The following is a 24,420-nucleotide window of genomic DNA, read 5'->3' on the forward strand; positions in this document are numbered from 1 at the left end:
ATGCGTTTCACGTTTGTCGGCGATTCCATGACGATCGGCCGCGCCGGCGACTTCACCTGGCGCTACCGGATGTGGCAGCACCTGGATTCCGTCCTCGGCACCCCGTTCGAGATCGTCGGCCCGCGCAGCGAGCTGTACGACACCGGGACGAACACCCCCGTCTCGTACGCGTACGGCGCACCGGACTTCCCGGTCGGGGCCCGTGCCCATCTGGCCGGCTGGGGCGAGGGCTGGCTGCACATGGCCCCGGTGATCGCCGACACCGTCACCGAGCACCGCACGGACGTCCTGCTGGTCTCGCTCGGCCTGATAGACCTCGGGTTCTATACGGACAGTGGCCGGACCGCCCTGAACGCAAGGGCGTTCATCACGGCGGCCCGCATCGCGAACCCGCACGTCAAGATGGTGCTGCTGCCGGTGATACCGAACATACGGGCCGAGTCGGACGCGCCGTTCGCCGCCGAGTGCGACCGCTTCAACGAACTCCTCGCGAAGGCCGTCGCCGACCTCGACGACCCGATGTCCCCGATCCTGCTGGCCTCCCGCCCGCCGGGGTACGACATCCACCGGGACACGTACGACGGGACGCACCCCGGTCCCACCGGCGAACACAGGCTGGCGGGGGCGTTCGCCGACGCGATGCACCAGGCATGGGGCCTGGGCGGCCCGTACACGGCCCGCGCGTAGGGCCTGTCCGCCGCCCCCGCGCCTCGCCGCCGGTGCCTCACCGCCCCGAGGGCCGGGCCCGGACGTGCATCCGCTCGCCCTGCTGACCGAACAGGCTGAGGAATTCGACCGGCTCGGGCCCGGCGCTGGCCCACGCGTGCGGTGTGCGCGTGTCGAACTCCGCGACCTCGCCCGCCGTGAGGACCAGATCGTGCTCGCCCAGCACCAGCCGCAGCCGCCCTGCCAGTACGTACACCCACTCGTACCCCTCGTGCACCCGCTGCTCCAGCTCGCCCGTGGCACCGCGCCCGCCGGGCAGGATCTGCTTGTACGCGTGCAGCCCGCCGAGGTGCCGGGTCAGCGGTACGAACGTCATGCCGTCCCGGGTGAAGGGGCGGAAGTGGATGCGTGGATCGCCGGTGGGCGGGGCGCCGACGAGTTCGTCGAGCTGGACGCCGTACGCCTTGGCCAGGGGCAGCAGCAGTTCGAGCGTGGGTTTGCGGCCGCCCGACTCCAGGCGCGAGAGGGTGCTCAGCGAGATCCCGGTCGTCCCGGCGAGCTGCGCCAGGGTCGTACCGCGTTCCCGGCGCAGGGCGCGCAGCCGGGGCCCGACGCCCGTCAGTACGTTCGAGACCTCGTCGTCCGTACGCCCCACATGCTCCGCGCCTTCATCCATGCCGCCATTATTCGCCGTCCGCGTTTGCCGTCCCGGCAACGGGGCGTGTCAGGACGGCAGGATCATGGCCAGCGAGAGCCGGGTCAGCTCATCGGTCAGCCACTCGGCGTTGACCTGGCGGGGGCGGCGGCCATGGTGGGCCATGAGCTCGTCCACCGAGTGGTTCAGCACGGTGACGGTCACGTGATGGTCGCTGGGTACCGCCTCGCCGCGGCGCACGGCACGCTCGGCCTCGGAGGTCAGGAACTCGATCCACATGGCCCGCCAGGTCCCGAGGTGTTTGTCCACCTCCCGGCTGACCCCCAACGCCTCGACAAAGGCCACCCTGGCCGCGCACGGGTCCTCGGTGACCGCGTTCACATAGGCGTCGAAGAGCAGCCGGACCCGTTCCGCCGTCGGACAGTCCTCCATGCCCTCGGCCATCAGGGCGTTCTCGGCGGCGCGCAGCCCGTAGGTCGCCACCTCGTCGTAGATCGCCATCAGGAGCACCTCCCGCGAGACGAACTCCTGCTGGAAGATGTGGACGGGCACCTTCGCCTGCTCGCACAGGTCCTCGATGCTCGTGTGCGCGTACCCGTACGCGGCGAACAACTGGCGTCCGGCCCGCAGGAGTCGGTCCCGCGCCCCCGGCCCCTCCACGGCCTGTCCGGCCACCCTGCTCCGCTGGTTCGCCACGACACCCACCATCGGTCCTCCTTCGTCGTCCGTACCGCTGCCCCCACTCTCCACGCTCCGCGCTGCCGGTGGGGTCTCCGCCACACCCTCGCCCCCGCGTAGGACGGCACCTCGGTCAAGTCCGATTGCCCATCGAACCGTTGCTGCTACGGTCTGAATTTTGGACTCCGGGAGGCGCCCGGACCGCTGCCCGCCGCTGAGCGGACGCTCCCGACCGGCGCACGGACGCGACACGGAAACCACCGAAGAAACAGCCCCCGACGGGCCCGGAACCACCCTCTTCACACCCCCTCGCGGACGACGGCACGCCCGAAGAGGCCGGGCATGAGGGGGCGTTGCCTCACCACTCGTCCGGGGCCGCCAGGCACCCACCAGGGACCGGGACCGGCACCTCACGAGGACCGGGTTGCACCGCCTTGCGGATCTACGATTGCCCCTCCTGGGAAGGGAATCCGCATGGACCGGAACATACGTACGGTGGATGACGTGCTCAACCTCCTGGACAGCCTTTTCACCCGGGAGGCCGACCGGTGGACGGCGGACGGGGCCTCGTGGTGGGCCGGCGAGCCGTTCTGGACTCCGGCGGCATGAAGTCCCCCGGACGCCGCACGGCCGGTGAAGCGCGGGCTTCACCGGCCGTGGTGTTCCCGGGACGGGAGAGGCGGACGGGGCGTGCCCGGCCGCGGACCGTCAGGCCCGGGTGGTGCAGATCGTGTTGTACGGGCGGCCCGGACTCGGGAACAGTTCCAGGGGCTCGTCGGTCCCGGACGGGCATTCGGCCTTCGTCTTGGTCAGGCCGAGCACCTTGGCCACACCGCTGCCCCCGCTGCCGCAGGCGACCTCCTTGGCCTGGTCGTCCACGCAGTCGCCCTTCACCAACTGACCGCCGCCCGCTCCCGGGTCACCGGGGTGGTCACCGGAGAGATTGCGGCTGCAGATGGTCTTGCTGGGGATGCCGGCACTTGCGTCGCCGGAGCCGAAGGAGACCTTCACCGAGATGATCGCGTCCGTCCCGGGCGGGCACTGGATGGAATCGGAGAAGATGGCACCGTCCTTGATTTCGAGGGCCTTGATCGTCGCCTTGGAGTCGTCGCAGTCCATGGCCTGGTAGGCGTCCTTCGACCGGCCGCTGTCGGGACCGGCGCAGTCGCCGACCTTCCAGTCCTTGGCCACGTGGCTCCCGCCGCTGGACGACTGACTGCAGGCGGTGGCGGCCCCCAGGACGAGCGCGAGGGCGAGGACCGCCTTCGCGCAGTCCGGAAGAGCTCTACGAGAACCGCGCCGCGACGAGGAATCGGTGCCGCCGCTTCGGCTGCCGCTCCAAGATCGCGTGCTGCCGTCAACGCTCATGCTTCTCCTTGAGTCCGTGAGTGGGGGGTGTGGCCCGCATGGGGGCGCGCGTGAGGACGACCGGACCGAGCCCCGCGGTTCCCGGAACGAGCCGCCCATCTCACGAGCGCCGCCCGATCAACTCCCGGTATTCGTACGTATTTTGACGTGTCAGCGCCGCCGGAGCGGGGGCGCGAACGCGACGTCCGCGGCGTGCGCGACGACCTCCAGCTCGCTGCCGAGAGCCCATTCGGCGACCCGCGAGACCGCGGCGGCCGGAACCACGTCACTGATGCCGGGTGCCGCCGGGATGTCGTGCGTCGCGTGGGCGTCGTGCGGCATGACGACCCGGTACCCCAGCGCCAGGGCGGTACGGGCTGTCGCCTGGACGCACATCTCGGACATCACACCGCAGATGGCGAGCGCCCGTACCCCGGAATCGTTCAACAGACCGCCCAGCGGCGTCTCCCGGAAACCGTCGTCCTGAGTCTTGCGGACGACGAACTCCGCGGGGCCCGCCTCGACCTGGTGGTGGAGTTCCCAGCCGGACGTGTGCGGCTCGTCGCCCGCCCCGGGCGCCCCGTCGTTCTGCACGTGCACGACGAGCGCCCCACCCCGCCGGGCCCGTGCGATCAGGTCCGCGGTCCGGTCCACGAGCCGGTCCGTCTCGGGCACCGCCCTGTCACCCGAGACGGCGGCCGACTGAACGTCCACAACGAGCAGGGCCTCTACGGGCATCGCACGACTACTGGTCATCCCGCCATCATGTCCGCCCGCGCCGGGCACTTCCACATGCTTTCTCCCGACCGTTCGGCCCACGACATCGAAGCCGGCCAGGCCCACAACGCCTCGTGGCGCCAAGACAGTTGCCGACGGCCGGGCGAGACGGCGCCCTCGGATTCGGACCGCTGCGGGATTCCGCGAACGCGCACATCGTCTGATCGAGATCTATTTGATGATCAATCACCATCAATAGCACTTCGGCCTGATAGACCAAGGCGCCGAGGAAGACGTCGATTCCGACATATCAGACAATCACAGGAAGGGCTACTGTGGAGTTTCCTGTCAGCAGTGGTCACCGGTCCGCATGCCGGTGGCTGCTCCGCGCGGCGCGATCCGCTGTATGGCGTGGCGTCGCGATGTTGGTGGCCTTCGGGCTGGCGATGGGCTCGCTGGCCATGGCCGCATCCCCAGCCGCAGCCGCGGCCAGTGGCGGCAATGAGGTCCTGACATGGGGCCGCAATCAGTATGGCCAACTGGGTAATGGGAGCACATCCCCCAGTACCGGCCCGGGCAGTGAGGTTCCGATCGCGGCCTCGCTGCCCGCGGGCACCACCGTCACGGCGGTGGGTGGCGGTTATGGCTTCTCCGTGGCCCTGACGTCCACCGGCCAGGTGCTGACGTGGGGGCAGAATGACGTAGGTCAGCTGGGTGACGGAACATTCACCAACACCACAGTGCCGGTCGAGGTTCACCTGCCCGCCGGAGTCACGGTCACGGCGATCGCCGTGGGCGATGACCACGTCCTGGCTCTGACGTCCACCGGCGACGTCTGGGCCTGGGGATACAACGAGTGGGGCCAGTTGGGCAACGGCAACACCGGCACGGACAGCAACGTGCCGGTGCTGGTGCACCTGCCCGCCGGCACCACGGTCACGGCGATCTCCGCCGGCGCCGGTCACAGCTTGGCGCTGACGTCCACCGGCCAGGTGCTGGCCTGGGGAGACAACGACTTCGGTCAGTTGGGCGACGGCACCACCACCAACCGCAACGAACCGGTCCTGACGCACCTGCCTACCGGAACCACGATCACGTCGATCGCCGGAGGCGATGACCACAGCTTGGCGTTGACCTCCACGGGGGAGGTTCTGGCCTGGGGATACAACGGTTACGGCCAACTGGGCAACGGCACCACCACCAGCAGCAGCCTGCCGGTCCAGACCCACCTGCCCGCCGGAACCACGGTCACCTCGCTCGCCGCCGGCAGCGGCTTCCAGAGCTTCGCGCTGACGTCCACCGGCCAGGTACTCGCCTGGGGAGACAACGCCCACGGCCAGTTGGGCGACGGCACCACCACTCGCCGCACCGAACCGGTCCAGGTGCAGCTTCCCGCCGGCACCACGGTCACCGCGCTCGACAGCGGCGATGACCACACGGTGGCGTTGACCTCCACCGGCCAGGTTCTGGCGTGGGGCTACAACCGCTACGGCCAGGTCGGCGACGGCACCACCACCGACCGCCTGGTTCCCGTCCTGGTGGACCTGGCCGCCGACTCCACCGCCGTCGCGATCGGCGCCGGCAGCTACCACAGCCTCGCCGTCGCCGGCTCGCCGCAGAGCACGACGACGAGTCTCACGGTTCGCCCCGGACAGGCCCACGTCGGCAAGCCGGTCACCTTCACGGCCACCGTGACCTGTACCGCAGGCACTCCGACCGGCACGGTCAACTTCACCACCGACGGTCGGGTCATCGGCACCGCCACCCTCGACAGCAACGGCATCGCCACCCTCGTCGTCAAGAACCTCGCCAAGGGCACCCACGCCATCACGGCTCACTACGAGGGCAGCGAAACGTGCCCCGCTTCGAGTTCCGATCCCGTCTCCGTCACCATCACCAAGCCCAAGCCGAAGCCCCACCCCAAGCCCCACCCCAAGCCCCACCCCAAGCCCCACCCCAAGCCCCACCCCAAGCCCCACCCCAAGCCTCACCCCAAGCCGAAGCCCAAGCCGAAGCCCCACCGGCCCGGCCCGGACCACCCTCACCCGAGCCACCGTTCCGCACTCTGATGCCGGGACAGCAGACAGCATCTCCGGCACCATCACCACGGCCGCAGGAGCCCCCGCAGCGGTAGTCACAGGGGATGGCTCATCCGGCGTCGCTGCCCCGGGGCTCCGGCCCCGGGGCAGTGACGTGCGAGCCGCAGGGAACTCGGCAATCAGGCGGCAGGGCACCGAAGCTGCGAGGAGGCCACAGGCCGGAGGACCAGCCCGGCGAGGCCCGGAAGCCGCTGCGGAACTCGCCGCTCTCACCCGCCCCATCGGGGGCCTCGGGTACACAGTCGCTCACGGGAACACTCCCGGAACAACTGCTCTCCGCGGCCTGCGTCCCGGCCACGGCCAGGTCCCCGCGTGGCTGCCGATGGAGGCGTACGTGGTCATCCTGTCGATCCTCTCCGAGGCCTTGGCCTTCCTGGCCTTCGGCCTGATCGCCCGGTGGGGCGAAGTCTGGCCGTCCTGGATCCCGGGGTTGCGCGGCCGCCGGGTGCCGATCGCCGCGGCGGTGATCCCCGCCGGTTTCGGCGCTCTGATCCTGACCGCGATGTGGAGCTGGGGTCTTGTCACCGCCGCGTTCGGCGTGACGGCACAGTTGCGTCCCCTGCCGCCCGACAACCCCCTGACCCTCCACGACTGGCACTCCGCGCTGATGCTGGCCGCCTACGCCCCGCTGGTCCTGTGGGGTCCGCTGCTCGGCGCGTTGACGATCGCCTACTGGCGGCGGCGGGCAAGAAGGTGCCGGGCGACGCTGCGGCCGACCCCTCCTGACCGCTCAGCGCGCGAGGCGGCCCAGCAGTGAACCGGCGGCGACGATGCCCACCAGTGCCGCGAAGGCGAGGACCGCGAGGTCGAGGCCGAGGTGAGCCTGGGTGCCGATGAGCAGTCCGCGCAGGGCGTCGACCTCGTAGCTCAGCGGGTTCACCCTGCTGACGGCCTGGAGCCAGCCGGGCATCAGGGCGACCGGGTAGAGCGCGTTGGACGCGAAGAACAGCGGCATGGTGATGGCCTGGCCGATACCCATCAGGCGGTCGCGGGTCAGGACGATCCCGGCTATCGACATCGACAGGCAGGAGAAGAACGCCGAGGCGAGCACGACCACCACGACAACACCCAGCAGCCGCAACGGGTTCCAGGTCATGCCGACACCGATCAGTGCGGCGATCACGATGACGACCGCGGCCTGGATCACCGCCTTCACCCCGGCGGCGAAGGCCTTGCCCGTCACCAGGGCGGTGCGGGGCGTGGGGGTGACCATGAGTTTGGTGAGGACGCCGGAATCCCGCTCCCAGATGATCATGATGCCGTAGAAGATCGCGATGAACATGGCGGACTGGGCGATGATGCCGGGCGCGAGGAAGTCGAGATAGGGGACGCCGCCGGTCGGGATGGCGTGGATACGGGAGAACGTCACGCCGAAGATCAGCAGCCAGAGGGCGGGCTGGACGGCGCGGGTGTAGATCTCGGTGCGGTCGTGGCGCAGCTTCTGCATTTCCACGACGCACATCGCGATGACGCGCGCGGGGACGACGCGCCAGCCGGTGCGGGGCGGTGGCGGGGTCAGCAGCAGCGCGAAGCGCTGTTCCGGAGGGCCGGACTCAGCCGAGGCGGGATGCGGTGCGACGGGTACGGCGGACATCTCGGAACGCTCCCTTCCGTTCGTCGGAACCGGAGCCGGAACCGGGGTCGTCCAGTCCGCGCCCGGAGTGGTACCGGAAGACGTCCTCCAGGGACGGCGGCGGCAGGCCCGTCTCGTCGGAGTCCCGGCGGTGGACGACGAGTTCCTTCTTCAGCTCGGCGGGGGTGCCGAGCGCGCGCAGCCGGCCCAGGTGCATCAGCGCGAGCCGGTCGCAGCGCTGGTCGGCCTCGTCCATGGAGTGGGTGGTGACCAGCACGGTCATGCCGGTGCCGATCCGTATCTCGGTGATGCGGTCCCAGACGCTGTCCCGCGCGATCGGGTCCAGGCCGATGGTGGGCTCGTCCAGGATCATCAGCCGGGGCGCGCTGACCAGGGCCTGCGCGAGTTCGAGGCGGCGGACCATGCCGCCGGAGTACGTGCCGACGAGCCGGTGCGCGACCTCGCCGAGGCCGACCGCGTCCAGGGCCTGGGAGACCCGTGCGGCACGCCGGCGGCGGGGCACGTCGTAGACGCGGGCGAAGAGCTGGACGTTCTCCCGGCCGGTGAGGCTCGCATCGGCGGACAGCTGCTGCGGTACGTAACCGAGCAGACGCCGCACCGCCATCCGGTGCCGGGCCGCGTCCTGGCCGAACACCTCGATGACGCCGGGCGGTACGGGCAGCAGTGTGGTGATCGCGCGCAGGGTGGTGGTCTTGCCCGCGCCGTTGGGCCCCAGAAGGCCGAACACCTCCCCCGGGCGGACCAGCAGATCCAGGCCGTCGACGGCCTTCGCGTCGCCGAAGCTGTAGCTCAGCCCGGTGCAGTTGAGGGCGGGCGTGGTCTCCGTGGTCACGCGATCTCATCTCCTTCGCGCAGCGAGTCGGCGAGTCTGCGCAGGGCCGGGAGCGCGGCGGTCAGTGCCGCCCGGTCGGCCGCTTCCAGTCCGGCCAGGTGTTCGCGGAAGAGCGCCTCGCGGCGGGCGTGCCAGTCGCGCAGCCTCCCGGTCCCCGCGGGGGTCGGGTACAGCAGCGCGGCGCGTCCGTCGCCGGGGTCCTTCTCCCTGCGCAGCAGCCCTTCGGCGACGAGGTGGTTCACCAGGGTGCTGACCGAGTTGGCCGCGAGACAGAGATGGTGCGCGGCCGTCGAGACCCGGATGCCGGGCTCGGCGGCCACCAGCCGCAGCAGCTCGGCGTGCGCCCCTCGCACCCGGGGGACGCTCAGACCACTCCACAGGCGTCGCCGGGCGAGCCGCTGGATGCGGGGCAGGAGTCCGGCGAGCTCATCGGGGAGATCACCCGCCGTCATCTGACCATTTTAGCTCCGTATACGAGCTAATGTCCCTATGTGGAGCGGTCCGGACGGAGGGGCGGTCCGCCCGCCGCTCGACCGCCCGGAACCGTGGGCTCACCGCTCCGTGAACCGCTCCCCGCACCGACTGCAGAACACCGGCTCGGGGTCCTGCGAGAGCCGGCCGCACCCGGGGCAGACCCGGTCCAGCATGCAGGGCGCCTCGCCGCCCTCGGACGCCGCCGGGGACGCGGCCCGGGACGGGGCCGAGGACTTGATCATCAGGCCGGGGCGGCGGCGGTGGACGGTCACGTACGCCAGCCCCTCCGGCCCCGCGACGAGCGCGCGGCGCGAGGTGCGGGGCAGCCAGACGACCGTGGTCGGGGTCAGGTCCGTCGCGTCGCCGCCGCCGGCCACGACCCGGCCGCCGCCCGCGACGACGACGAGCAGGACGTCCAGGACGTCCTCCTGATGCTCACCGACCTCGGCGCCCGCTGGGAGGCATACCAGATTGGCGTCCAACTCGCGCCCGCTCTCGGCCAGTTGCCACAAGGCGCCGCGCTGCTCGGGGGACGCGGTGTCGAGCAGATCATTCAGTACGGCCAGTGCCCGGGGTGCGGAATTCACAGCGCTCAGGCTACGCCCGCCCTACGCTGACCCCTTTGCCCGCCGAGCCGAGGGAGCCGCCGCGCCATGATCCGCAAGCCCGACGAGAAGTACCCGCATATCGAACCGTACGAGCACGGCATGCTCGATGTCGGCGAAGGCAACCTCGTGTACTGGGAGGTGTGCGGCAACCCGGACGGCAAACCCGCGGTCGTCGTGCACGGCGGCCCGGGATCGGGCTGCGACGAACGGACCCGGCAGTACTTCGACCCGGAGCGCTACCGCGTGGTCCTCTTCGACCAGCGGGGCTGCGGCCGTTCCACCCCCCACGCGAGCGACCCGGCCACCGACATGCGGTTCAACACGACCGACCGGCTGATCGCCGACATGGAACGACTGCGCCGCCACCTCGGGATCGACAACTGGCTGCTGTACGGCGGTTCCTGGGGCTCGACGCTGATCCTCGCGTACGCCGAGCAGCACCCCGAACGGGTCTGCGAGATCGTGATTCCGGCGGTGACGACGACCCGGCGCAGCGAGATCGACTGGCTGTACCGGGGCGCCGGACAGATCTTCCCCGAGGCGTGGGAACTGTTCCGGTCGGGTGTGCCGGAGGCCGGGAGCGACGCGACCGCGGACGTCCTCGCCGCGTACGCCCGGCGAATGGAGAGCCCCGACGCCGGTGTACGGGAGAAGGCGACGGCCGACTGGTGTGCCTGGGAGGACGCGGTGCTCTCCCAGGAGACGAACACCGGACCGCCGCCGTACAGCGGGCGCCCCGACCGGGCGCGGCAGGCGCTGGTGCGGATCTGCTCCCACTACTTCTCCCGGGGTGCCTGGCTGGAGGAGGGGCAGCTGATCCGGGACGCGGGGCGGCTGGCGGGGATTCCGGGCGTGCTGGTGCACGGGCGGTTCGACCTGGGCGGCCCGCTGATCACCGCGTGGGACCTGACGAAGGCGTGGCCGGACGCGGAACTGACCGTGATCGACGCTGCGGGGCATCTGGGCGGTCCGGCGACGAGCCGGGCGGTGCTGGCGGCGCTGGACCGGTTCGCGGTCCGGACCCGGCCAGAGCGTCCCTGACGTACCAACCCGGCGCTCCCCGGACCTACGCGGTGCCACCCGCGTAGACACCACGGCGTCGGACCATGGCAAGCTGTGTCTCCGCTGTATGCGCGCGGTAGCACTCGTACCCCCCACTGGTCTTGTGACGACCGGTGCTGTCGCCCGACGCAGCACGTGACGGAACGACAGTCCAAAACGATCCCTGGGGTACGACTTGAGATCGAAGAAGAGAATCTGGATCACGGCTGCCGTGGCAACGGCCGGCGTGGCGGGTGTCCTGGTCTTCGAGGGAGTGACGGGCAATCCCTCGGTGGAGCCGGACGCCAAGTCCGGCCCGGCCAGGACCGATGTGCGCGCGACCGCGCTGAAGGTCGACGGCGACGGCACCACCGCCGTGCTCGGCAAGCGGGACACCAAGCCCTTCAGCATGCTGGGCGTCACCTGGACCGACCCGGCGGCCAAGGTCGCGGGAGCCGTGGAGGTACGGACCCGGTCCGCCGCCGACGGGAAGTGGACGTCGTGGCTGCCGCTCGAAACCGACGTCGACGGGCGCGCGGAGACCGGCCGCTCCGGCGTGCGAGGGAGCACCGAGCCGCGCTGGGTCGGCCCGTCCAACGGTGTCGAGGTACGGATCAACGCGGGTGGCAAGGTCTCCACGAAGCTGCCCGCGGGGCTGCGGCTGGACACCGTGGACCCGGGCCGGAGCGGCACCCTGAACGCGGACCCCGCCGCCTTCACCGCCGACCTCCCCGCGGACACCCCCCCGACCGATCCGACCGAGGACCCTTCGGACCCGGTCACGCCCGAGCCGCCCACGTCGCCCGCGCCCGGCGACGCCACGGAACCGCCCGCCGAGGTCCCGCCGACCGAGCCGGCATCGCCGCCCCCGTCCACCCCGGCCACGGACGTCACGACTCCCCCGGCGAGCCCGAGCCCTTCGGCGTCCGCGAGTGCGTCCCCGTCCGAGACTCTGCCGCCCGCACCGCCGTCGACCGTGCCGAAGCCGCCCATCACCCCGCGTGCGGGCTGGGGCGCCGACGAGTCGATCAGCCCGGAGGCCCCGGAGTACACGGACACCGTCAAGGCGGTCTTCGTGCACCACACCGCCGGGACCAACAACTACACGTGCGCCGAATCCGCGGCCGTCGTGCGCAGCGTGTACGCGTACCACGTCCAGAGCGAGAAGTGGAAGGACATCGGCTACAACTTCCTGGTCGACAAGTGCGGCACGATCTTCGAAGGACGCAAGGGCGGCGTGGACCGGCCGGTCTTCGGCGCGCACACCTACGGCTTCAACCGGCAGACGGCCGGCATCGCGGTCCTCGGCACGTACACGGACTCGGCCGCCCCGAGCGCGGTGACCACCTCGGTGGCCCGCATCGCCGCGTGGAAGCTCGGCCAGTACAAGGGTGACCCGGCGGGCAGCACCATGCTCACCGCGGGCGCCACCGGCGGCAACCTCGCCGGCACCAAGTTCACCGCCGGTACGCAGTACTCCTTCAAGCAGATCTCCGGCCACCGCGACGGCTTCGCGACCGAGTGCCCCGGCACCAAGCTGTACGGACAGCTGCCCGCGATCCGCAGCCTCGCCGCGGGACCCGTCACCGGACTGGCCATCAAGTCGGTGACCGGCGCCGGGCTCTCGGGCACGACGTACTACACCAAGTCCGCGGTCACCGTGGGCTGGTCGGCGACCACCCCGAGCGCGTTCGTCTCCACGTACGAGCTGCTGGTCGACGGCAAGTCCGTCGCCACCACCGCGGGCACCGCCACCTCTGCCAAGGCCACGCTCGCCGTCGGCACCCACAAGGTGGAGGTCCGCGCCACCCACCAGTCGGGCAAGGTCAGCACGTCCGCCGCGGCCACCGTCGTCGCCGACCAGACAGCGCCCTCCTTCACCACCAAGCCGAGCCTGGCCCTGCGCACCGGCACAGTGAACACCACGGCCGTCCCGGTCACCCTGAAGTGGAAGGCCACCGACGCCGCCTCGCTCAAGGAGGTCAGGCTCACCGCCCCGGTCGCCAAGACCTACGGTCCGACGACCACCAGCGCCTCGCACACCGCGAAGTCGGGGGCTGCGACCAGCTGGGCCATGACCGCGTACGACCAGGCGGGCAACACCGCCGCCGCGTCCGTCTCCGGCACACCGGTCATCGTCCAGGAGAGCTCGGCGACGAAGACCGGCACCTGGACGACGAAGTCCTCGTCCAGCTACCTCGGCGGCAAGTCGTACTCCAGCTCGTCCAAGAACGCGAGCCTGAGCTGGACGTTCACCGGGCGCTCGGTCGCCCTGATCGTCTCCAGGGCCGCCACCTCCGGCCAGGTGTACGTCTATGTGGACGGCGCGAAGGTGTCCACGGTGGACCTGAAGTCCAGCACCACCAAGTACCGCGACGCCCTGTGGACGCAGAACTGGACCAGCAGTGCCAAGCACACCGTCAAGATCGTCGTCGTGGCCACGTCGGGCCGGCCGACGGTCACCACCGACGGGATCGTGTACCTGAAGTGACCGCCTGAGACGTTCGGTCGCTCATTCGCATGACGCTCCTGCCCCTGGTGCTCCGCCGGGGGCAGGGCGCGTTCGGGGTCGCCCTTGCTTCGAGCGGACTCGAAGGCGTTGGCTTGGTGTCCATGAAGTACACGCAGCTCGGACGCACCGGACTCAAGGTCAGCCGCCTCGTCCTCGGCACCATGAACTTCGGCCCGCAGACCGATGAGGTGGACAGCCACGCCATCATGGACGCGGCGCTGGACACGGGTCTGAACTTCTTCGACACCGCGAATGTCTACGGCTGGGGCGAGAACAAGGGCCGTACCGAGGAGATCATCGGCACCTGGTTCGCCAAGGGCGGCGAACGCCGCGACAAGGTGGTCCTGGCCACCAAGATGTACGGGAACATGGGCGCCGACGGCGAGGCCTGGCCCAACCACGACAAGCTCTCCGCCGTGAACATCCGGCGCTCGGTCGAGGCGTCGCTGAAGCGGCTCCGGACGGACTACATCGACCTGTACCAGTTCCACCACGTCGACCGGAACACCCCCTTCGAGGAGGTCTGGCAGGCGATCGACGTCCTGGTGCAGCAGGGCAAGATCCTCTACGCGGGCTCGTCGAACTTCGCCGGCTACAAGATCGCCCAGGCCAATGAACTGGCGGCCCGGCGCGGCTCGTTGGGCCTGGTCAGCGAGCAGTGCATCTACAACCTGATCGAGCGCCGCGCCGAGATGGAGGTCATCCCGGCCGCCCAGGAGTACGGGCTCGGGGTCATCCCGTGGTCCCCGCTGCACGGCGGCCTGCTGGGCGGTGTGCTGAAGAAGGAGCGCGAGGGCACGGCGGGGCGTTCGGCCTCCGGCCGCAGCGCGGACGCGCTGCAGGACTCGGCGCAGCGCGCGAAGATCCAGGCGTACGAGGACCTGCTCGACAAGCACGGCCTGGAGCCGGGCGAGGTCGGCCTGGCCTGGCTGCTCTCCCGGCCGGGGGTGACGGGGCCGATCGTCGGGCCGCGCAACCAGGAGCAGCTGGACTCGGCGCTGCGGGCCCTGGATCTCGACCTCTCGGCGGAGCTGCTGGCCTCGCTGGACGAGATCTTCCCGGGGCCGGGACCGTCGCCGGAGGCGTTCGCCTGGTGAGGGCGGTCTGACGGACTGTTCGTCCGCATGACGGGCCGCCGTTGCCCCGTCCCCGTTCGGGGGCGAGGGCGACGGCGGCCCGTTGTGCGGCATCGCCGCGTACACGGAGGAGGAGTTCCTCGCCGGTGGCCCGCACGTATCTGCGGCCGCTGCACGACGGGCCGCTGCACGACGGGCCGCTGCCCGGCGAGGACACGCTGATCGAGCACGGGGTACAGGTCGTGGCGGTCCCGGAGCGTCGGCACAACATCGTGCTGGACAACCCGGAGGCGTTCGCCGAGGCGGCGGCAGCGGCCTTCGCCCTCTGAGACGCCGCCCGCCGCCCGCCGCGGAACCTTCGCCGCCGGCCTCAGCCGTGCGTCACTGCCCGACGGCGGCAGCCACGGCGACGACGACGAACATCAGCACGAGCACGGCCGCCATGATGCGGTTTCTGGTCTTCGGATCCACCCTTCGAGCGTAACCGCCGCTCTCAGTGGCCCAACGACCAGGATGCGATCGTCTCGTACCGCGGCTGCTCCCCCGGCACCCCGGCGACCGGCAGGTTGCTGCGTACGAGGGCCAGCTCGCCGACCTCCCACGGGGTGCCCTCGAAGTCTCCGAGAGCCTCGACGAAGGGGCGCAGGTCGGCCTGGGTGCGGCTGCGGGCGAGGGTGAGGTGCGCGCTGTAGCGGCGGCGCTCCTCCATCGGGATGCCGGTGCGGCGGGCGGCGGCGTCGGCGCGTTCGGCGAGGAGCCGCAGCGTGTCGGTCCCACCCGCGGCCCCCGCCCACAGTGCCCGCCCGTCGAATCGCCCGGCGCCGTGGATGCGCAGCGGGAAGGGCTCGGTACGGTGGGCCGCCCGCCCGAGACGCTCGTCCAGCTCGGGCAGCAGTTCCTCGTCCACGGACCCGAGAAACGCGAGCGTGAAGTGCCAGCCGGGCGTACCGGTCCAGCGCAGTTTCCCGGCACCGGGGAGCGCGCGCAGCGGGTCGACGGCACTGCGCAGTTCCTGCACTGCGCGGTCGGGCGGCAGAACGGCGACGAAGAGTCTGAGGCGGCTCATGGGCCGAGTGTCGCACCGTGCGGGCGTGTCCCGGGCTCCGTACGTATCGTTGTTCTACGCGGCTGCCCGCGCCCGTGCGGCAGCGGGGAGGAGCGGCACGATGACCGTCGCAGACACCGACAGGATCGAGATGGCCGACAACGGCGACGAGCGCACCTTGGACATGATGTTCGAGTGGCTTGAGCCCACCCCCGAGGGATTCAAGGTCGAGATCGTCGAGGGGATCATCTACATGTCGCCGCAGCGGGACATCCACTGGCGGATCATCCTGGCGCTCATCAGGCAGCTGCTCTCCAGGTACGGGGAGGAGCAATTGACATCTGATGTCCGCTTCGATTTTCCCGGGCGCCTCAACGGCCTCGCCCCGGATGTCGTGGCTCTGGCCAAGGGCGCTGCTCATGACGCCAAGGGGCGTTATCGCTACCAGGACATCGAGTTCGTCGCGGAGGTGATCTCCAAGGACACCGCCGCCAACGACTACGGCCCGAAGAAGGCCACGTATGCCGCCGCCGGCGTCCCGGTGTACGTCATCGCCGACCCGTACACCGGCACGTGGCACCTCCACGCGCTCCCGAAGGACGACGAGTACCGCAGTGTGCTGAGCCTCGATTTCGGCACCCCGATCGACCTGACCGACACCGTCGTCGGCCTCACCCTCCGGACCGATACGTTCCCCCGCGACTGACCGCGCCCCGGCACACGGCACGGCCCCGACCAGTACCCACCCGGTCGGGGCCGTGCCGTGTGTCGCATGGGCAGTCCTCAGGCCGCTGTGGCCAGCTCCTCGCGCGGGACGAACCGCACATGGGGGCGGCCCGGCCGGAGGTCGACCCGGAGCCGGAGGCCACCGACGCGGGCCAGCATGAAGCCGACACCGAGCGCGGCCACCAGCGAGAACGCACCGCCGACGATCATGCCTGTACGGACCCCGTAGGCGTCGCTGATCCAGCCGACGATCGGGGCGCCCACCGGCGTACCGCCGGCGAAGACCATCATGTACAGGCTCATGACCCGGCCGCGCATCGCCGGGTCGGCGGCCATCTGGACGCTCGTGTTCGCGCTGATGTTGGTCGTCAGGCCGATCATGCCGATCGGGACCAGCAGGATCGCGAAGAGCCAGACGGACGGCGACATGGCCGCGATGATCTCCAGCAGACCGAACACCGTGCCCGCGGCCACCAGCATCCGCAGCCGCGAGGAACGGCGGCGGGCGGCGAGCAGGGCGCCCGCGAGGGAGCCGGCCGCCATGAGGATGTTGAAGAACGAGTACATCCCGGCGCCGCCGTGGAAGATCTCGTCCGCGAAGGCCGTGAGCCAGATCGGGAAGTTGAACCCGAACGTGCCGACGAAGCCGACCAGGACGATCGGCCAGATCAGCTCGGGGCGGCCCGAGACGTAGCGCAGGCCCTCGCGCAGCTGGCCCTTGGCGCGCGGCACGACGACGGACTTGTGCAGCTCGCTCGTCCGCATCAGCATCAGGCCGACGAGCGGGGCCGCGAAGGACAGGCCGTTGAACATGAAGGCCCAGCCGCTGCCGACCGTGGTGATCAGGACACCGGCGACGGCCGGGCCGATGAGCCGGGCGGACTGGAAGTTCGCCGAGTTGAGGCTGACCGCGTTCCGCAGCTGGGCGGGGCCGACCATCTCGGAGACGAACGACTGACGGGCCGGGTTGTCGACGACCGTCACCATGCCGAGCAGGAACGCGATGAGGTAGACGTGCCACACCTGGACGACGCCGGAGAGCGTGAGCACCGCGAGGGCGATCCCGCACAGGCCGAGCGCCGCCTGGCTGACAAGAAGAAGCTTCCGCTTCGGGAGACGGTCGGCGATGACGCCGCCGTACAGGCCGAAGAGAAGCATCGGAAGGAACTGGAGGGCCGTGGTGATGCCGACGGCGGCGGCGGACCCGGTGAGGCTGAGGACCAGCCAGTCCTGCGTGATGCGGGACATCCAGGTACCGGTGTTGGAGATCACGGCGCCCGTCGCGAACAGGCGGTAGTTACGGATCTTCAGCGACGAGAAGGTCCCGCCGGTCGTGCTCTCGTGGGTGGAAGTCGGTGCGGGGGCGGAGTCTGCTCCGGATCCCGTACTCAAAAGGGTTCGCCTCCTCGGGCATATACATTTCGCTGACTGACGGGATGCGGCGGTGCGGACGGCGCCGGTCAGGGACCGGCGCGATCGCCCCGCTACAGGTGGGCGAGCTTCTCCAGCACGGGCGCCGCCTTGCGCAGCGTCTCCCACTCGTCCTCGTCCAGGCCCTCGGCGAGGGTGGTCAGCCAGGCGTTCCGCTTGGAGCGGCTCTCTTCGAGCATGGCTTCCGCCTGCTCGGTCTGGCTGACCATCTTCTGGCGACGGTCATCGGGGTGCGGTTCCAGTCTGACCAGCCCCTTCGCCTCCAGCAGCGCGACGATGCGAGTCATCGACGGAGGCTGCACATGCTCCTTGCGGGCCAGCTCACCGGGTGTGGCCGAACCGCAGCGGGCGAGCGTGCCGAGCACCGACATCTCGGTGGGGCTCAGCGACTCGTCGACGCGCTGGTGCTTCAGGCGTCGGCCGAGCAGCATCACGGCGGAGCGTAGGGAGCTCACGGCGGCCGCACTGTCGCCGTCGTGGATCAGGTCAGGCATGTTTATTAGGATAACTCATTACCTACCCTAAAGACCATTCGTGTTACACGCGCGAGAGGCAGATCACCTAATCGATCACCCGAACGAGTGAGTCGGCTCCGGAAAGTGACGCGAAACGACCTCCTGGGCCGTAACCCTGCTTGCCATGGGATCGACTGTGCTCAGCCTGCGGATAGACGGTGAGCTGCTCGACCGGCTCCGGCAGCATGCCGCCAAACGCGGAATGAGCGTCCAGGACTATGTGGTCCGGACGCTCATTCGCGATGACTTCGACGAGCGCTTCAAGGCGGCCGTCGACGAGACGGAGAAGTTCTACGGCCCGGAAGGGGCCGCGGGAATCAGGGCGGAAGGGGTCACGTGAGACCGAGGGCCGGCATCGCGTAGTAGAAGACGAAGACCGCCGACACCGCGTACATGGCGAGCGGCACCTCGCGCCAGCGCCCGGCCACCACCCGCAGCACGGAGAAGGCGATGAAGCCGATGCCGATGCCGTTGGTGATCGAGTACGTGAACGGCATCATCAGCATGGCCAGGAAGGCCGGGATGGCGAGCGTGTAGTCGCTCCAGTCGATGTCGCGGACCGAACCCGAGATGATCAGGAAGCCGACCGCCAGCAGAGCCGGGGTGGCCGCCTGCGACGGGACCATGGTCGCCAGCGGCGTCAGGAACAGCGCGGCCGTGAACAGCAGACCCGTCACGATGCTCGCGAGGCCGGTGCGGGCACCCTCGCCGACACCCGCGGTGGACTCCACGAAGCAGGTGCCCGCGGAGGCGGAGCTCGCACCGCCCGCGGCGACCGCGATGCCGTCCACGAACAGCACCTTGTTGATGCCGGGGAAGTTGCCGTCCTTGTCGGTCAGCTTCGCCTCGTCGCCGACACCCAGGATGGTGCCCATCGCGTCGAAGAAGCAGGACAGCAGCACGGTGAAGACGAACAGGATGCCGGTGAGGACGCCGACCTTGTGGAAGCCGCCGAACAGACTGACCTGGCCGAGCAGTCCGAAGTCCGGCGTGGAGACCGGGTTGCCCGGCCACTGCGGGACGGTCAGACCCCACGCCTCGCCCGGCAGGCCGGCGATCGCGTTGATGATCAGCGCCACCGCCGTCATCGCGACGATGGAGATCAGGATGGCGCCCGACACCTTGCGGACGATCAGCGCGAGGGTGAGCAGCGCGCCGAGGACGAAGACGAGGACCGGCCAGCCGTTGAGGTGGCCGTCGCCGCCGAGCTGAAGCGGAACGGTGGTGTGCGCGGCGTCCGGTATGCGGGAGACAAAGCCTGAGTCGACCAGGCCGATCAGCAGGATGAAGAGACCGATACCGATCGCGATGCCCTTGCGGAGCGACTTCGGTACGGCGTGCATCACGCGTTCCCGCAACCCCGTCGCGACCAGCAGCATGACCACGATGCCCGCGAGGACGACCATGCCCATCGCGTCCGGCCAGGTCATCTTCGGGGCGAGCTGGAGGGCGACGACCGTGTTGACGCCGAGCCCGGCGGCCAGCGCGATCGGCACATTGCCGATGACACCCATGAGGAGGGTGGAGAAGGCCGCGGTCACCACGGTGGCGGTGACCAGCTGACCATGACTGAGGTAGTGATCGTTTATGTCTTTCGCGCTACCGAGAATGATCGGGTTCAGCACGATGATGTACGCCATGGCGAAGAACGTGGCGAATCCGCCGCGGATCTCGCGTGCGACCGACGACCCCCGCTCGGAGATCTTGAAGAAACGATCCAGGCCGCCGTGCGGCTGAGGGGCCGTGGAGGGGGTGGAATCGACCGGAGCGGTGGCCGAGGGGGACATGTATGACCTCAGTCGTACGTAGAAGGAGGTTAAAAGTGGTCAGCTTTGGACTTTCACACGAATAAATCGAGACATCCGTAAGCAGATTCAGTATGAATACCTAAGGCGAAGATCGCTATCTCCGCGCGTAGACCCTTGGGCCGACCGGCCCGACGGTCTTGTTCATGCCGCCCTTACGGGCTACGGGAGGGTGCGTCAGGGGGCGCCATACACTGAGGCCATGGCGAAGTGGACACCGAAGCACGAGGCACCCGAGCCCCTGGAGGGGCCCGTCGTCGCCACCATCACCGGCGGCACGATCCTCTGGTTCGCCCTCTTCCTGGTCCAGTTGCCGTTCTACGGCTGGTTCGACGACCACGGACACCTGTGGTGGGTCTGGACCTGCCTGGCCGGTGCCGGACTCGGCCTGATCGGCATCTGGTACGTGCGGGGGCGCGACGCGGCGCTCAAGCGGGCCGCCGCGGCGGCCGAGGCCGAGGCCTCCGGCACCTCCGCGCCGGGCGCCGGGACGGACACCGGAGGCACGTCCGGCGTCACGACCTGACCCGACGGTCCCCGCCCGCACACTCTCCGGCGTCACGGCCTTGCCCGACCGGCCCCCGCCCGCACACTCTCCGGCGCCGCGCGCACACCGTGCGGCACCACCCGCCGCCGCCCGGAACCGCACTCGTAGCGCCCCGCGCCGGGGTCCGCGTACCACCGCAGGACCATTCCCCTCCGTTCCCCTCCTCCCCCGGTCTGATCTTCGGACCCCCAGTGGGTGAATCGGACCATCCACCCGTACCGTCGGAACCATGACGCAGCGGGCACCCCATTCCTCCGGCGAGCAGACCCCCGAGGCTTCCGGCTCCGTCGGCCGTCCCCGGCCGGCCATGATCGACGCCGGGTCCGAACTCGACCCGGTCCACCCGATGAAGCTGCCGGCCACGGCCCTGAGCACCCGTGGGCTGACCGCCGCCGAGGTGGCCGAACGGATCGCCCGCGGTGAGGTCAACGACGTACCCGTCCGCTCGTCCCGCTCCGTCCGCGAGATCGTCCGCGCCAACGTCTTCACCCGGTTCAACCTGATCATCGGCGTGCTCTGGCTGATCATGCTGTTCGTCGCGCCGTTCCAGGACAGCCTCTTCGGCTTCGTGATCATCGCCAACACCGGTATCGGCATCATCCAGGAGTGGCGGGCCAAGAAGACGCTGGACAGCCTCGCGGTCATCGGCGAGGCCAAACCCACGGTGCGGCGCGACGGTGTCTCGGCCGAGATCTCCACCTCCGAGATCGTCCTCGGTGATCTCGTCGAGCTCGGACCCGGGGACAAGGTCGTCGTGGACGGCACGGTCGCCGAGGCCGACAGCCTGGAGATCGACGAATCGCTGCTCACCGGCGAGGCCGACCCGGTGCTGAAGCAGCCCGGCGATCACGTGATGTCCGGCAGCTTCGTCGTCGCGGGCGGCGGCTCGTTCGCCGCCACGAAGGTGGGCCGCGAGGCCTACGCCGCACAGCTCGCCGAGGAGGCGTCCCGCTTCACCCTCGTCCAGTCCGAGCTGCGCACCGGTATCTCCACCATCCTCAAGTACGTCACCTGGATGATGGTGCCGACCGCGATCGGCCTGATCATCAGCCAGCTCGTCGTGAACAACAACGACTTCAAGGGGTCGGTCGCCCGGACCGTCGGCGGCATCGTCCCGATGATCCCGGAGGGCCTGGTGCTGCTCACCTCGGTCGCCTTCGCGATCGGGGTCGTACGGCTCGGCCGCAAGCAGTGCCTGGTGCAGGAGCTCCCCGCCATCGAGGGACTGGCCCGCGTCGACGTCGTCTGCCTGGACAAGACGGGCACCCTCACCGAGGGCGGCATGGACGTCACCGAGGTGCGGACACTGAGCGGTGCGGACGACACCTACATCCACCGTGTGCTGGGCGCCCTCGGCGCCTCCGACCCGCGGCCCAACGCCAGCCTGCAGGCCATCGTCGACGCCTACCCGGACGGCGAGGAGTGGCGGTGCACGCAGTCGCTGCCGTTCTCCTCGGCCCGCAAGTACAGCGGTGCCGCGTTCGACGAGGGCGGCGGCCGGGCGTCGGTCTGGCTGCTCGGCGCGCCCGATGTGCTGCTGCCCGACCAGGACCCGGCACTCACCGAGATCGAACAGCTCAACGAGCAGGGGCTGCGGGTGCTGCTGCTGGCGCGTGCGCAGGGCGCGCTCGAAGGGCCGGACATGGCCACCGGGGCCGTACCGAGTGCGCTGGTCGTACTGGAGCAGCGGCTGCGGCCCGACGCCGGGGAGACGCTGACCTACTTCGCCGACCAGCGGGTCGCCACCAAGGTCATCTCCGGCGACAACGCGGTCTCCGTCGGAGCGGTCGCCGGAAAGCTCGGCCTGCCGGGCGCCGAGAACACCCTGGACGCCCGCCGGCTGCCCACCGACCCGGACGACATGGCCACGGCCATGGAGGAGAACGCGGTCTTCGGCCGGGTCACCCCGCAGCAGAAGCGGGACATGGTCGCCGCGCTGCAGTCCCGCGGCCACACCGTCGCGATGACCGGTGACGGCGTCAACGACGTGCTGGCGCTGAAGGACGCCGACATCGGTGTCTCCATGGGTTCCGGCTCCGAGGCGACCCGGGCCGTCGCCCAGATCGTGCTGCTCAACAACAGCTTCGCGACACTGCCGTCCGTCGTCGCCGAGGGCCGCCGGGTGATCGGCAACATCACCCGCGTCGCCACCCTGTTCCTGACCAAGACCGTCTACTCGGTGCTGCTGGCGATCCTGGTGGTCTGCTTCCAGGTCGACTACCCGTTCCTGCCGCGCCACCTGACCCTGCTGTCGACGCTGACGATCGGCGTCCCGGCGTTCTTCCTCGCGCTGGCGCCCAACAAGGAACGGGCCCATCCGCACTTCGTGCGCCGTGTCATGCGGTACGCGATCCCGTCGGGCACCATCGCGGCCGTGGCCACCTTCGCGACGTATCTGATCGCCCGGAGCCACTACTCCGGCACGGGCGCGCTGGAGGCGGAGACCAGCGCGGCCACGCTCACGCTGTTCCTGGTCTCGATGTGGGTCCTGGCGATCATCGCCCGTCCGTACACCTGGTGGCGGATCTGCCTGGTGGTGGCGATGGGCGTGGCGTTCCTGATCGTGCTGGTGGTGCCGTGGCTGCAGAACTTCTTCGCGCTGAAGCTGGTGGGGGTGACGATGCCGTGGACCGCGGTGGGGATCGCGGTGGTGGCGTCGGCCGCCCTGGAGTACGCCTGGCGGCTGGTCGGCCGCCGCTTCCCGGCGTAGCGCCCTGCGGCGGTGCGTTGCGGCTGCTTCACGTCGACGAGGCCGCCCGCGGCCCGGGACGCGAACGGGCCGTGCCCGGGAGGACGGGAGCCGTCCCCGGACACGGCCCGGAGTGCTGCGTGGTGGTGCCGGCGCGTACGGAGAAGTACGCGGGAACTGCTTCGGGAACTGCTACTTCACGCCGACGAAGTCGCCCGCGGTCGTGACGGCCGGGGTGGTGGACGTACCGGCGAAGCTGTAGCGCCAGTAACCGTCGACCGTGGCCTTGTACGTGGTCTTCAGGTTGCCGGTGCTGTTCGTCTTGATGGTCTTGATGGTGGTGTAGGTGCTGCTGGTCTTCTTGCGGAACTGGAGCTTCACCGGCTGCCCGGTGTAGCCGTGGTACGCGTGGTCCTCCCAGTTCGCCCGCGACAGCTTCCCGGTGACCGTGATCGTCCCGCCCTTCTTCACGGGCTCCGGAGCGGCGTCGACCGTCAGCTTCGACAGCCGCTGCACGCGGGCGGTGCTGTAGAAGTCGTCGAAGGCGATGTCGGTCTCGTTGCCGGCGAGCGCAGCCGCGGTGACGTGCCAGGTGCCGGCCAGGGAGTTCTTGTACAGGTCGTAGCGCGGGTTGATCGTGAAGGTCAGCTTGCAGGTCGAGGTCGTCGCGTTGGCCTTGGTGCACTTCGCCACGTCCTCGTTCGGCAGGACGGCCCCGTCCAGGGTGTTCTCCGAGGACGGGTCCGTGCCGTGCCACAGGGCGACAAAGGCGTCGGCGACACCGGACGCGTGCGACGCGGTGACCGAGACGGAGATCGTCTTCGCGGCCGTGGTGCCCAGGACGATGTCCTTGCCGCCGTTGACGACGACCTTCGAGATGACGGGTTCCGCCGTGGCCGCGCGGGTGGCCGCGGCGGCCTTCGACGATCCCTTGGCGGCGGTGCCGAAGACCTCGGCACCCGACGTCGGCATGTGCAGGTTCGCAGCAGCGTGGTCGCCCGCCTGGGCGGCCGGAACGGCAAGAGCGGACAGGGCCAGGGCGCCGGAAACGGCAGCAACAGTGGCACGAATGCGCATGTGTTTCCCCAGTGGAGAAAGGGGCCCCGCGGGTACGTGGTGCGACCCGCGCGGGGCTCGTTGGGTCTGAGAGTCTGCTGACTCGAAAGACCAGACCTCTTACGCATGTGAAGGGTTGTACGCAAAGTGGAGTTCTTGTGTGTCGTCCCGCGGTGAGAAACGCGGCGACCCACGCGAAGGGCCGTGGGCCGGGGCGGGGGGCCTCCCCCGGGCCCGGCCGCCGGGGGGGCTGGGGGGGGCCGGCAAAAACAAAACGAAGACGACCTAAACCCCCGCCCCCCCGGCC

Annotated in this window: 24 protein-coding genes and 1 pseudogene; 12 read left to right on the forward strand and 13 right to left on the reverse strand. The window is 70.0% G+C overall.

Translation table 11 applies throughout. The features are described 5' to 3' along the window. Positions 1 to 687: a GDSL-type esterase/lipase family protein gene (locus ACF1B9_RS34260; RefSeq protein ID WP_391738543.1), complete on the forward strand. Its 687-nt coding sequence runs from the start codon at positions 1 to 3 to the stop codon at positions 685 to 687. Positions 688 to 724: 37 nt separating this feature from the next. Here ACF1B9_RS34260 and ACF1B9_RS34265 read toward each other — a convergent pair whose 3' ends face one another. Both ACF1B9_RS34265 and ACF1B9_RS34270 read right to left on the reverse strand, forming a co-directional pair. Continuing rightward, positions 725 to 1,342: a helix-turn-helix domain-containing protein gene (locus ACF1B9_RS34265; protein ID WP_391738541.1), complete on the reverse strand. Its 618-nt coding sequence runs from the start codon at positions 1,340 to 1,342 to the stop codon at positions 725 to 727. 48 nt (positions 1,343 to 1,390) lie between these two features. After that, positions 1,391 to 2,029 carry a TetR/AcrR family transcriptional regulator gene (locus ACF1B9_RS34270; RefSeq protein WP_391738539.1) on the reverse strand — a complete coding sequence of 213 codons (639 nt, stop codon included), beginning with the start codon at positions 2,027 to 2,029 and terminating at the stop codon, positions 1,391 to 1,393. Positions 2,030 to 2,473: 444 nt separating this feature from the next. Between ACF1B9_RS34270 and ACF1B9_RS34275 the strand changes: the two are divergent. After that, positions 2,474 to 2,581 (forward strand): annotated as a pseudogene (locus tag ACF1B9_RS34275) (SAM-dependent methyltransferase); the annotation flags it as partial. A gap of 126 nt (positions 2,582 to 2,707) precedes the next feature. Here ACF1B9_RS34275 and ACF1B9_RS34280 read toward each other — a convergent pair. Together ACF1B9_RS34280 and ACF1B9_RS34285 are read right to left on the reverse strand one after the other, a co-directional pair. Further along, positions 2,708 to 3,367, reverse strand: a complete 660-nt coding sequence (locus tag ACF1B9_RS34280; RefSeq protein WP_391738538.1) for a hypothetical protein — start codon at positions 3,365 to 3,367, stop codon at positions 2,708 to 2,710. A gap of 150 nt (positions 3,368 to 3,517) precedes the next feature. Continuing rightward, complete coding sequence (locus ACF1B9_RS34285; RefSeq protein ID WP_391738536.1) at positions 3,518 to 4,102, reverse strand: cysteine hydrolase family protein; 585 nt, start codon at positions 4,100 to 4,102, stop codon at positions 3,518 to 3,520. Between the two features lie 383 nt (positions 4,103 to 4,485). On the opposite strand from ACF1B9_RS34285, the gene ACF1B9_RS34290 reads away from it, so the two are divergent. Both ACF1B9_RS34290 and ACF1B9_RS34295 read left to right on the forward strand, forming a co-directional pair. After that, the gene (locus ACF1B9_RS34290; protein WP_391795967.1) at positions 4,486 to 6,132 is read left to right on the forward strand and encodes an Ig-like domain repeat protein; all 1,647 of its coding nucleotides are present in this window, start codon (positions 4,486 to 4,488) and stop codon (positions 6,130 to 6,132) included. Positions 6,133 to 6,496: 364 nt separating this feature from the next. After that, positions 6,497 to 6,919, forward strand: coding sequence for a hypothetical protein (locus ACF1B9_RS34295; protein ID WP_391738534.1), 423 nt, complete (start codon positions 6,497 to 6,499; stop codon positions 6,917 to 6,919). Here the strand turns inward: ACF1B9_RS34295 and ACF1B9_RS34300 are convergent. The 4 genes from ACF1B9_RS34300 to ACF1B9_RS34315 all read right to left on the reverse strand — a co-directional run bounded on the left by ACF1B9_RS34300 (position 6,893) and on the right by ACF1B9_RS34315 (position 9,649). Next, a complete protein-coding gene (locus tag ACF1B9_RS34300; protein WP_391738533.1) occupies positions 6,893 to 7,756 on the reverse strand; it encodes an ABC transporter permease in 864 nt (287 codons plus the stop codon). The two genes, ACF1B9_RS34295 and ACF1B9_RS34300, sit on opposite strands and share 27 nt — an antisense overlap. After that, positions 7,716 to 8,588, reverse strand: coding sequence for an ABC transporter ATP-binding protein (locus ACF1B9_RS34305; RefSeq protein ID WP_391738531.1), 873 nt, complete (start codon positions 8,586 to 8,588; stop codon positions 7,716 to 7,718). The genes ACF1B9_RS34300 and ACF1B9_RS34305 overlap by 41 nt, the downstream gene beginning before the upstream one ends. Continuing rightward, a complete protein-coding gene (locus tag ACF1B9_RS34310) occupies positions 8,585 to 9,040 on the reverse strand; it encodes a MarR family winged helix-turn-helix transcriptional regulator (protein ID WP_391738530.1) in 456 nt (151 codons plus the stop codon). The genes ACF1B9_RS34305 and ACF1B9_RS34310 overlap by 4 nt, the downstream gene beginning before the upstream one ends. A gap of 99 nt (positions 9,041 to 9,139) precedes the next feature. Continuing rightward, positions 9,140 to 9,649, reverse strand: coding sequence for a hypothetical protein (locus tag ACF1B9_RS34315; protein WP_391738529.1), 510 nt, complete (start codon positions 9,647 to 9,649; stop codon positions 9,140 to 9,142). Positions 9,650 to 9,715: 66 nt separating this feature from the next. Here ACF1B9_RS34315 and pip point away from each other — a divergent pair, with 66 nt between their 5' ends. The 4 genes from pip to ACF1B9_RS34335 all read left to right on the forward strand — a co-directional run bounded on the left by pip (position 9,716) and on the right by ACF1B9_RS34335 (position 14,628). Further along, positions 9,716 to 10,711 carry a prolyl aminopeptidase gene (gene pip / locus ACF1B9_RS34320; RefSeq protein WP_391738528.1) on the forward strand — a complete coding sequence of 332 codons (996 nt, stop codon included), beginning with the start codon at positions 9,716 to 9,718 and terminating at the stop codon, positions 10,709 to 10,711. A 196-nt stretch (positions 10,712 to 10,907) separates the two neighbouring features. Further along, on the forward strand, positions 10,908 to 13,202 hold the full coding sequence (locus tag ACF1B9_RS34325; protein ID WP_391738527.1) for an N-acetylmuramoyl-L-alanine amidase: 2,295 nt from the start codon (positions 10,908 to 10,910) through the stop codon (positions 13,200 to 13,202). A gap of 122 nt (positions 13,203 to 13,324) precedes the next feature. Next, positions 13,325 to 14,320, forward strand: coding sequence for an aldo/keto reductase (locus tag ACF1B9_RS34330; RefSeq protein WP_391739302.1), 996 nt, complete (start codon positions 13,325 to 13,327; stop codon positions 14,318 to 14,320). A gap of 125 nt (positions 14,321 to 14,445) precedes the next feature. Beyond that, positions 14,446 to 14,628 carry a hypothetical protein gene (locus tag ACF1B9_RS34335; RefSeq protein ID WP_391738525.1) on the forward strand — a complete coding sequence of 61 codons (183 nt, stop codon included), beginning with the start codon at positions 14,446 to 14,448 and terminating at the stop codon, positions 14,626 to 14,628. Positions 14,629 to 14,792: 164 nt separating this feature from the next. Here ACF1B9_RS34335 and thpR read toward each other — a convergent pair whose 3' ends face one another. After that, positions 14,793 to 15,365, reverse strand: a complete 573-nt coding sequence (gene thpR / locus ACF1B9_RS34340) for an RNA 2',3'-cyclic phosphodiesterase (protein WP_391738523.1) — start codon at positions 15,363 to 15,365, stop codon at positions 14,793 to 14,795. 100 nt (positions 15,366 to 15,465) lie between these two features. Between thpR and ACF1B9_RS34345 the strand changes: the two genes are divergently transcribed. Beyond that, on the forward strand, positions 15,466 to 16,050 hold the full coding sequence (locus ACF1B9_RS34345; protein WP_391738522.1) for a Uma2 family endonuclease: 585 nt from the start codon (positions 15,466 to 15,468) through the stop codon (positions 16,048 to 16,050). Between the two features lie 77 nt (positions 16,051 to 16,127). Here the strand turns inward: ACF1B9_RS34345 and ACF1B9_RS34350 are convergent, their stop codons facing one another. After that, positions 16,128 to 17,462 (reverse strand): MFS transporter, encoded by a 1,335-nt coding sequence (locus ACF1B9_RS34350; protein ID WP_391738520.1) that lies wholly within the window; start codon positions 17,460 to 17,462, stop codon positions 16,128 to 16,130. Positions 17,463 to 17,554: 92 nt separating this feature from the next. Continuing rightward, complete coding sequence (locus tag ACF1B9_RS34355) at positions 17,555 to 17,995, reverse strand: MarR family transcriptional regulator (RefSeq protein WP_327273742.1); 441 nt, start codon at positions 17,993 to 17,995, stop codon at positions 17,555 to 17,557. A 145-nt stretch (positions 17,996 to 18,140) separates the two neighbouring features. On the opposite strand from ACF1B9_RS34355, the gene ACF1B9_RS34360 reads away from it, so the two are divergent. Then, a complete protein-coding gene (locus ACF1B9_RS34360; RefSeq protein ID WP_391738518.1) occupies positions 18,141 to 18,356 on the forward strand; it encodes a ribbon-helix-helix protein, CopG family in 216 nt (71 codons plus the stop codon). Here the strand turns inward: ACF1B9_RS34360 and ACF1B9_RS34365 are convergent. Then, positions 18,349 to 19,803, reverse strand: coding sequence for an NCS2 family permease (locus ACF1B9_RS34365; protein WP_391738516.1), 1,455 nt, complete (start codon positions 19,801 to 19,803; stop codon positions 18,349 to 18,351). The genes ACF1B9_RS34360 and ACF1B9_RS34365 overlap by 8 nt on opposite strands. 220 nt (positions 19,804 to 20,023) lie before the next feature. Here ACF1B9_RS34365 and ACF1B9_RS34370 point away from each other — a divergent pair, with 220 nt between their 5' ends. Next, positions 20,024 to 20,347, forward strand: coding sequence for a DUF2530 domain-containing protein (locus ACF1B9_RS34370; protein WP_391738515.1), 324 nt, complete (start codon positions 20,024 to 20,026; stop codon positions 20,345 to 20,347). A 250-nt stretch (positions 20,348 to 20,597) separates the two neighbouring features. Further along, positions 20,598 to 23,078 (forward strand): HAD-IC family P-type ATPase, encoded by a 2,481-nt coding sequence (locus ACF1B9_RS34375; protein WP_391738514.1) that lies wholly within the window; start codon positions 20,598 to 20,600, stop codon positions 23,076 to 23,078. A gap of 171 nt (positions 23,079 to 23,249) precedes the next feature. Here the strand turns inward: ACF1B9_RS34375 and ACF1B9_RS34380 are convergent, their stop codons facing one another. Further along, entirely contained in the window at positions 23,250 to 24,134 is an 885-nt protein-coding gene (locus ACF1B9_RS34380; protein ID WP_391738513.1) for a DUF5707 domain-containing protein, read from the reverse strand. Between the last annotated feature and the right edge of the window lie 286 nt (positions 24,135 to 24,420).

The sequence above is a fragment of the Streptomyces sp. NPDC014727 genome (assembly GCF_043083485.1).
GTDB lineage: Bacteria > Actinomycetota > Actinomycetes > Streptomycetales > Streptomycetaceae > Streptomyces.

Excerpts from the sequence above, each read along its gene's own strand:
- ACF1B9_RS34365 (WP_391738516.1), bottom strand. The coding sequence starts at position 19,803 with ATGTCCCCCTCGGCCACCGCTCCGGTCGATTCCACCCCCTCCACGGCC.
- pip (WP_391738528.1), top strand. The coding sequence starts at position 9,716 with ATGATCCGCAAGCCCGACGAGAAGTACCCGCATATCGAACCGTACGAG.
- ACF1B9_RS34285 (WP_391738536.1), bottom strand. The coding sequence starts at position 4,102 with ATGACCAGTAGTCGTGCGATGCCCGTAGAGGCCCTGCTCGTTGTGGAC.
- ACF1B9_RS34360 (WP_391738518.1), top strand. The coding sequence starts at position 18,141 with ATGGGATCGACTGTGCTCAGCCTGCGGATAGACGGTGAGCTGCTCGAC.
- ACF1B9_RS34310 (WP_391738530.1), bottom strand. The coding sequence starts at position 9,040 with ATGACGGCGGGTGATCTCCCCGATGAGCTCGCCGGACTCCTGCCCCGC.
- ACF1B9_RS34300 (WP_391738533.1), bottom strand. The coding sequence starts at position 7,756 with ATGTCCGCCGTACCCGTCGCACCGCATCCCGCCTCGGCTGAGTCCGGC.
- ACF1B9_RS34380 (WP_391738513.1), bottom strand. The coding sequence starts at position 24,134 with ATGCGCATTCGTGCCACTGTTGCTGCCGTTTCCGGCGCCCTGGCCCTG.
- ACF1B9_RS34345 (WP_391738522.1), top strand. The coding sequence starts at position 15,466 with ATGACCGTCGCAGACACCGACAGGATCGAGATGGCCGACAACGGCGAC.
- ACF1B9_RS34370 (WP_391738515.1), top strand. The coding sequence starts at position 20,024 with ATGGCGAAGTGGACACCGAAGCACGAGGCACCCGAGCCCCTGGAGGGG.
- ACF1B9_RS34330 (WP_391739302.1), top strand. The coding sequence starts at position 13,325 with ATGAAGTACACGCAGCTCGGACGCACCGGACTCAAGGTCAGCCGCCTC.
- ACF1B9_RS34270 (WP_391738539.1), bottom strand. The coding sequence starts at position 2,029 with ATGGTGGGTGTCGTGGCGAACCAGCGGAGCAGGGTGGCCGGACAGGCC.
- ACF1B9_RS34280 (WP_391738538.1), bottom strand. The coding sequence starts at position 3,367 with ATGAGCGTTGACGGCAGCACGCGATCTTGGAGCGGCAGCCGAAGCGGC.
- ACF1B9_RS34290 (WP_391795967.1), top strand. The coding sequence starts at position 4,486 with ATGTTGGTGGCCTTCGGGCTGGCGATGGGCTCGCTGGCCATGGCCGCA.
- ACF1B9_RS34355 (WP_327273742.1), bottom strand. The coding sequence starts at position 17,995 with ATGCCTGACCTGATCCACGACGGCGACAGTGCGGCCGCCGTGAGCTCC.
- ACF1B9_RS34265 (WP_391738541.1), bottom strand. The coding sequence starts at position 1,342 with ATGGATGAAGGCGCGGAGCATGTGGGGCGTACGGACGACGAGGTCTCG.
- ACF1B9_RS34375 (WP_391738514.1), top strand. The coding sequence starts at position 20,598 with ATGACGCAGCGGGCACCCCATTCCTCCGGCGAGCAGACCCCCGAGGCT.
- ACF1B9_RS34260 (WP_391738543.1), top strand. The coding sequence starts at position 1 with ATGCGTTTCACGTTTGTCGGCGATTCCATGACGATCGGCCGCGCCGGC.
- thpR (WP_391738523.1), bottom strand. The coding sequence starts at position 15,365 with ATGAGCCGCCTCAGACTCTTCGTCGCCGTTCTGCCGCCCGACCGCGCA.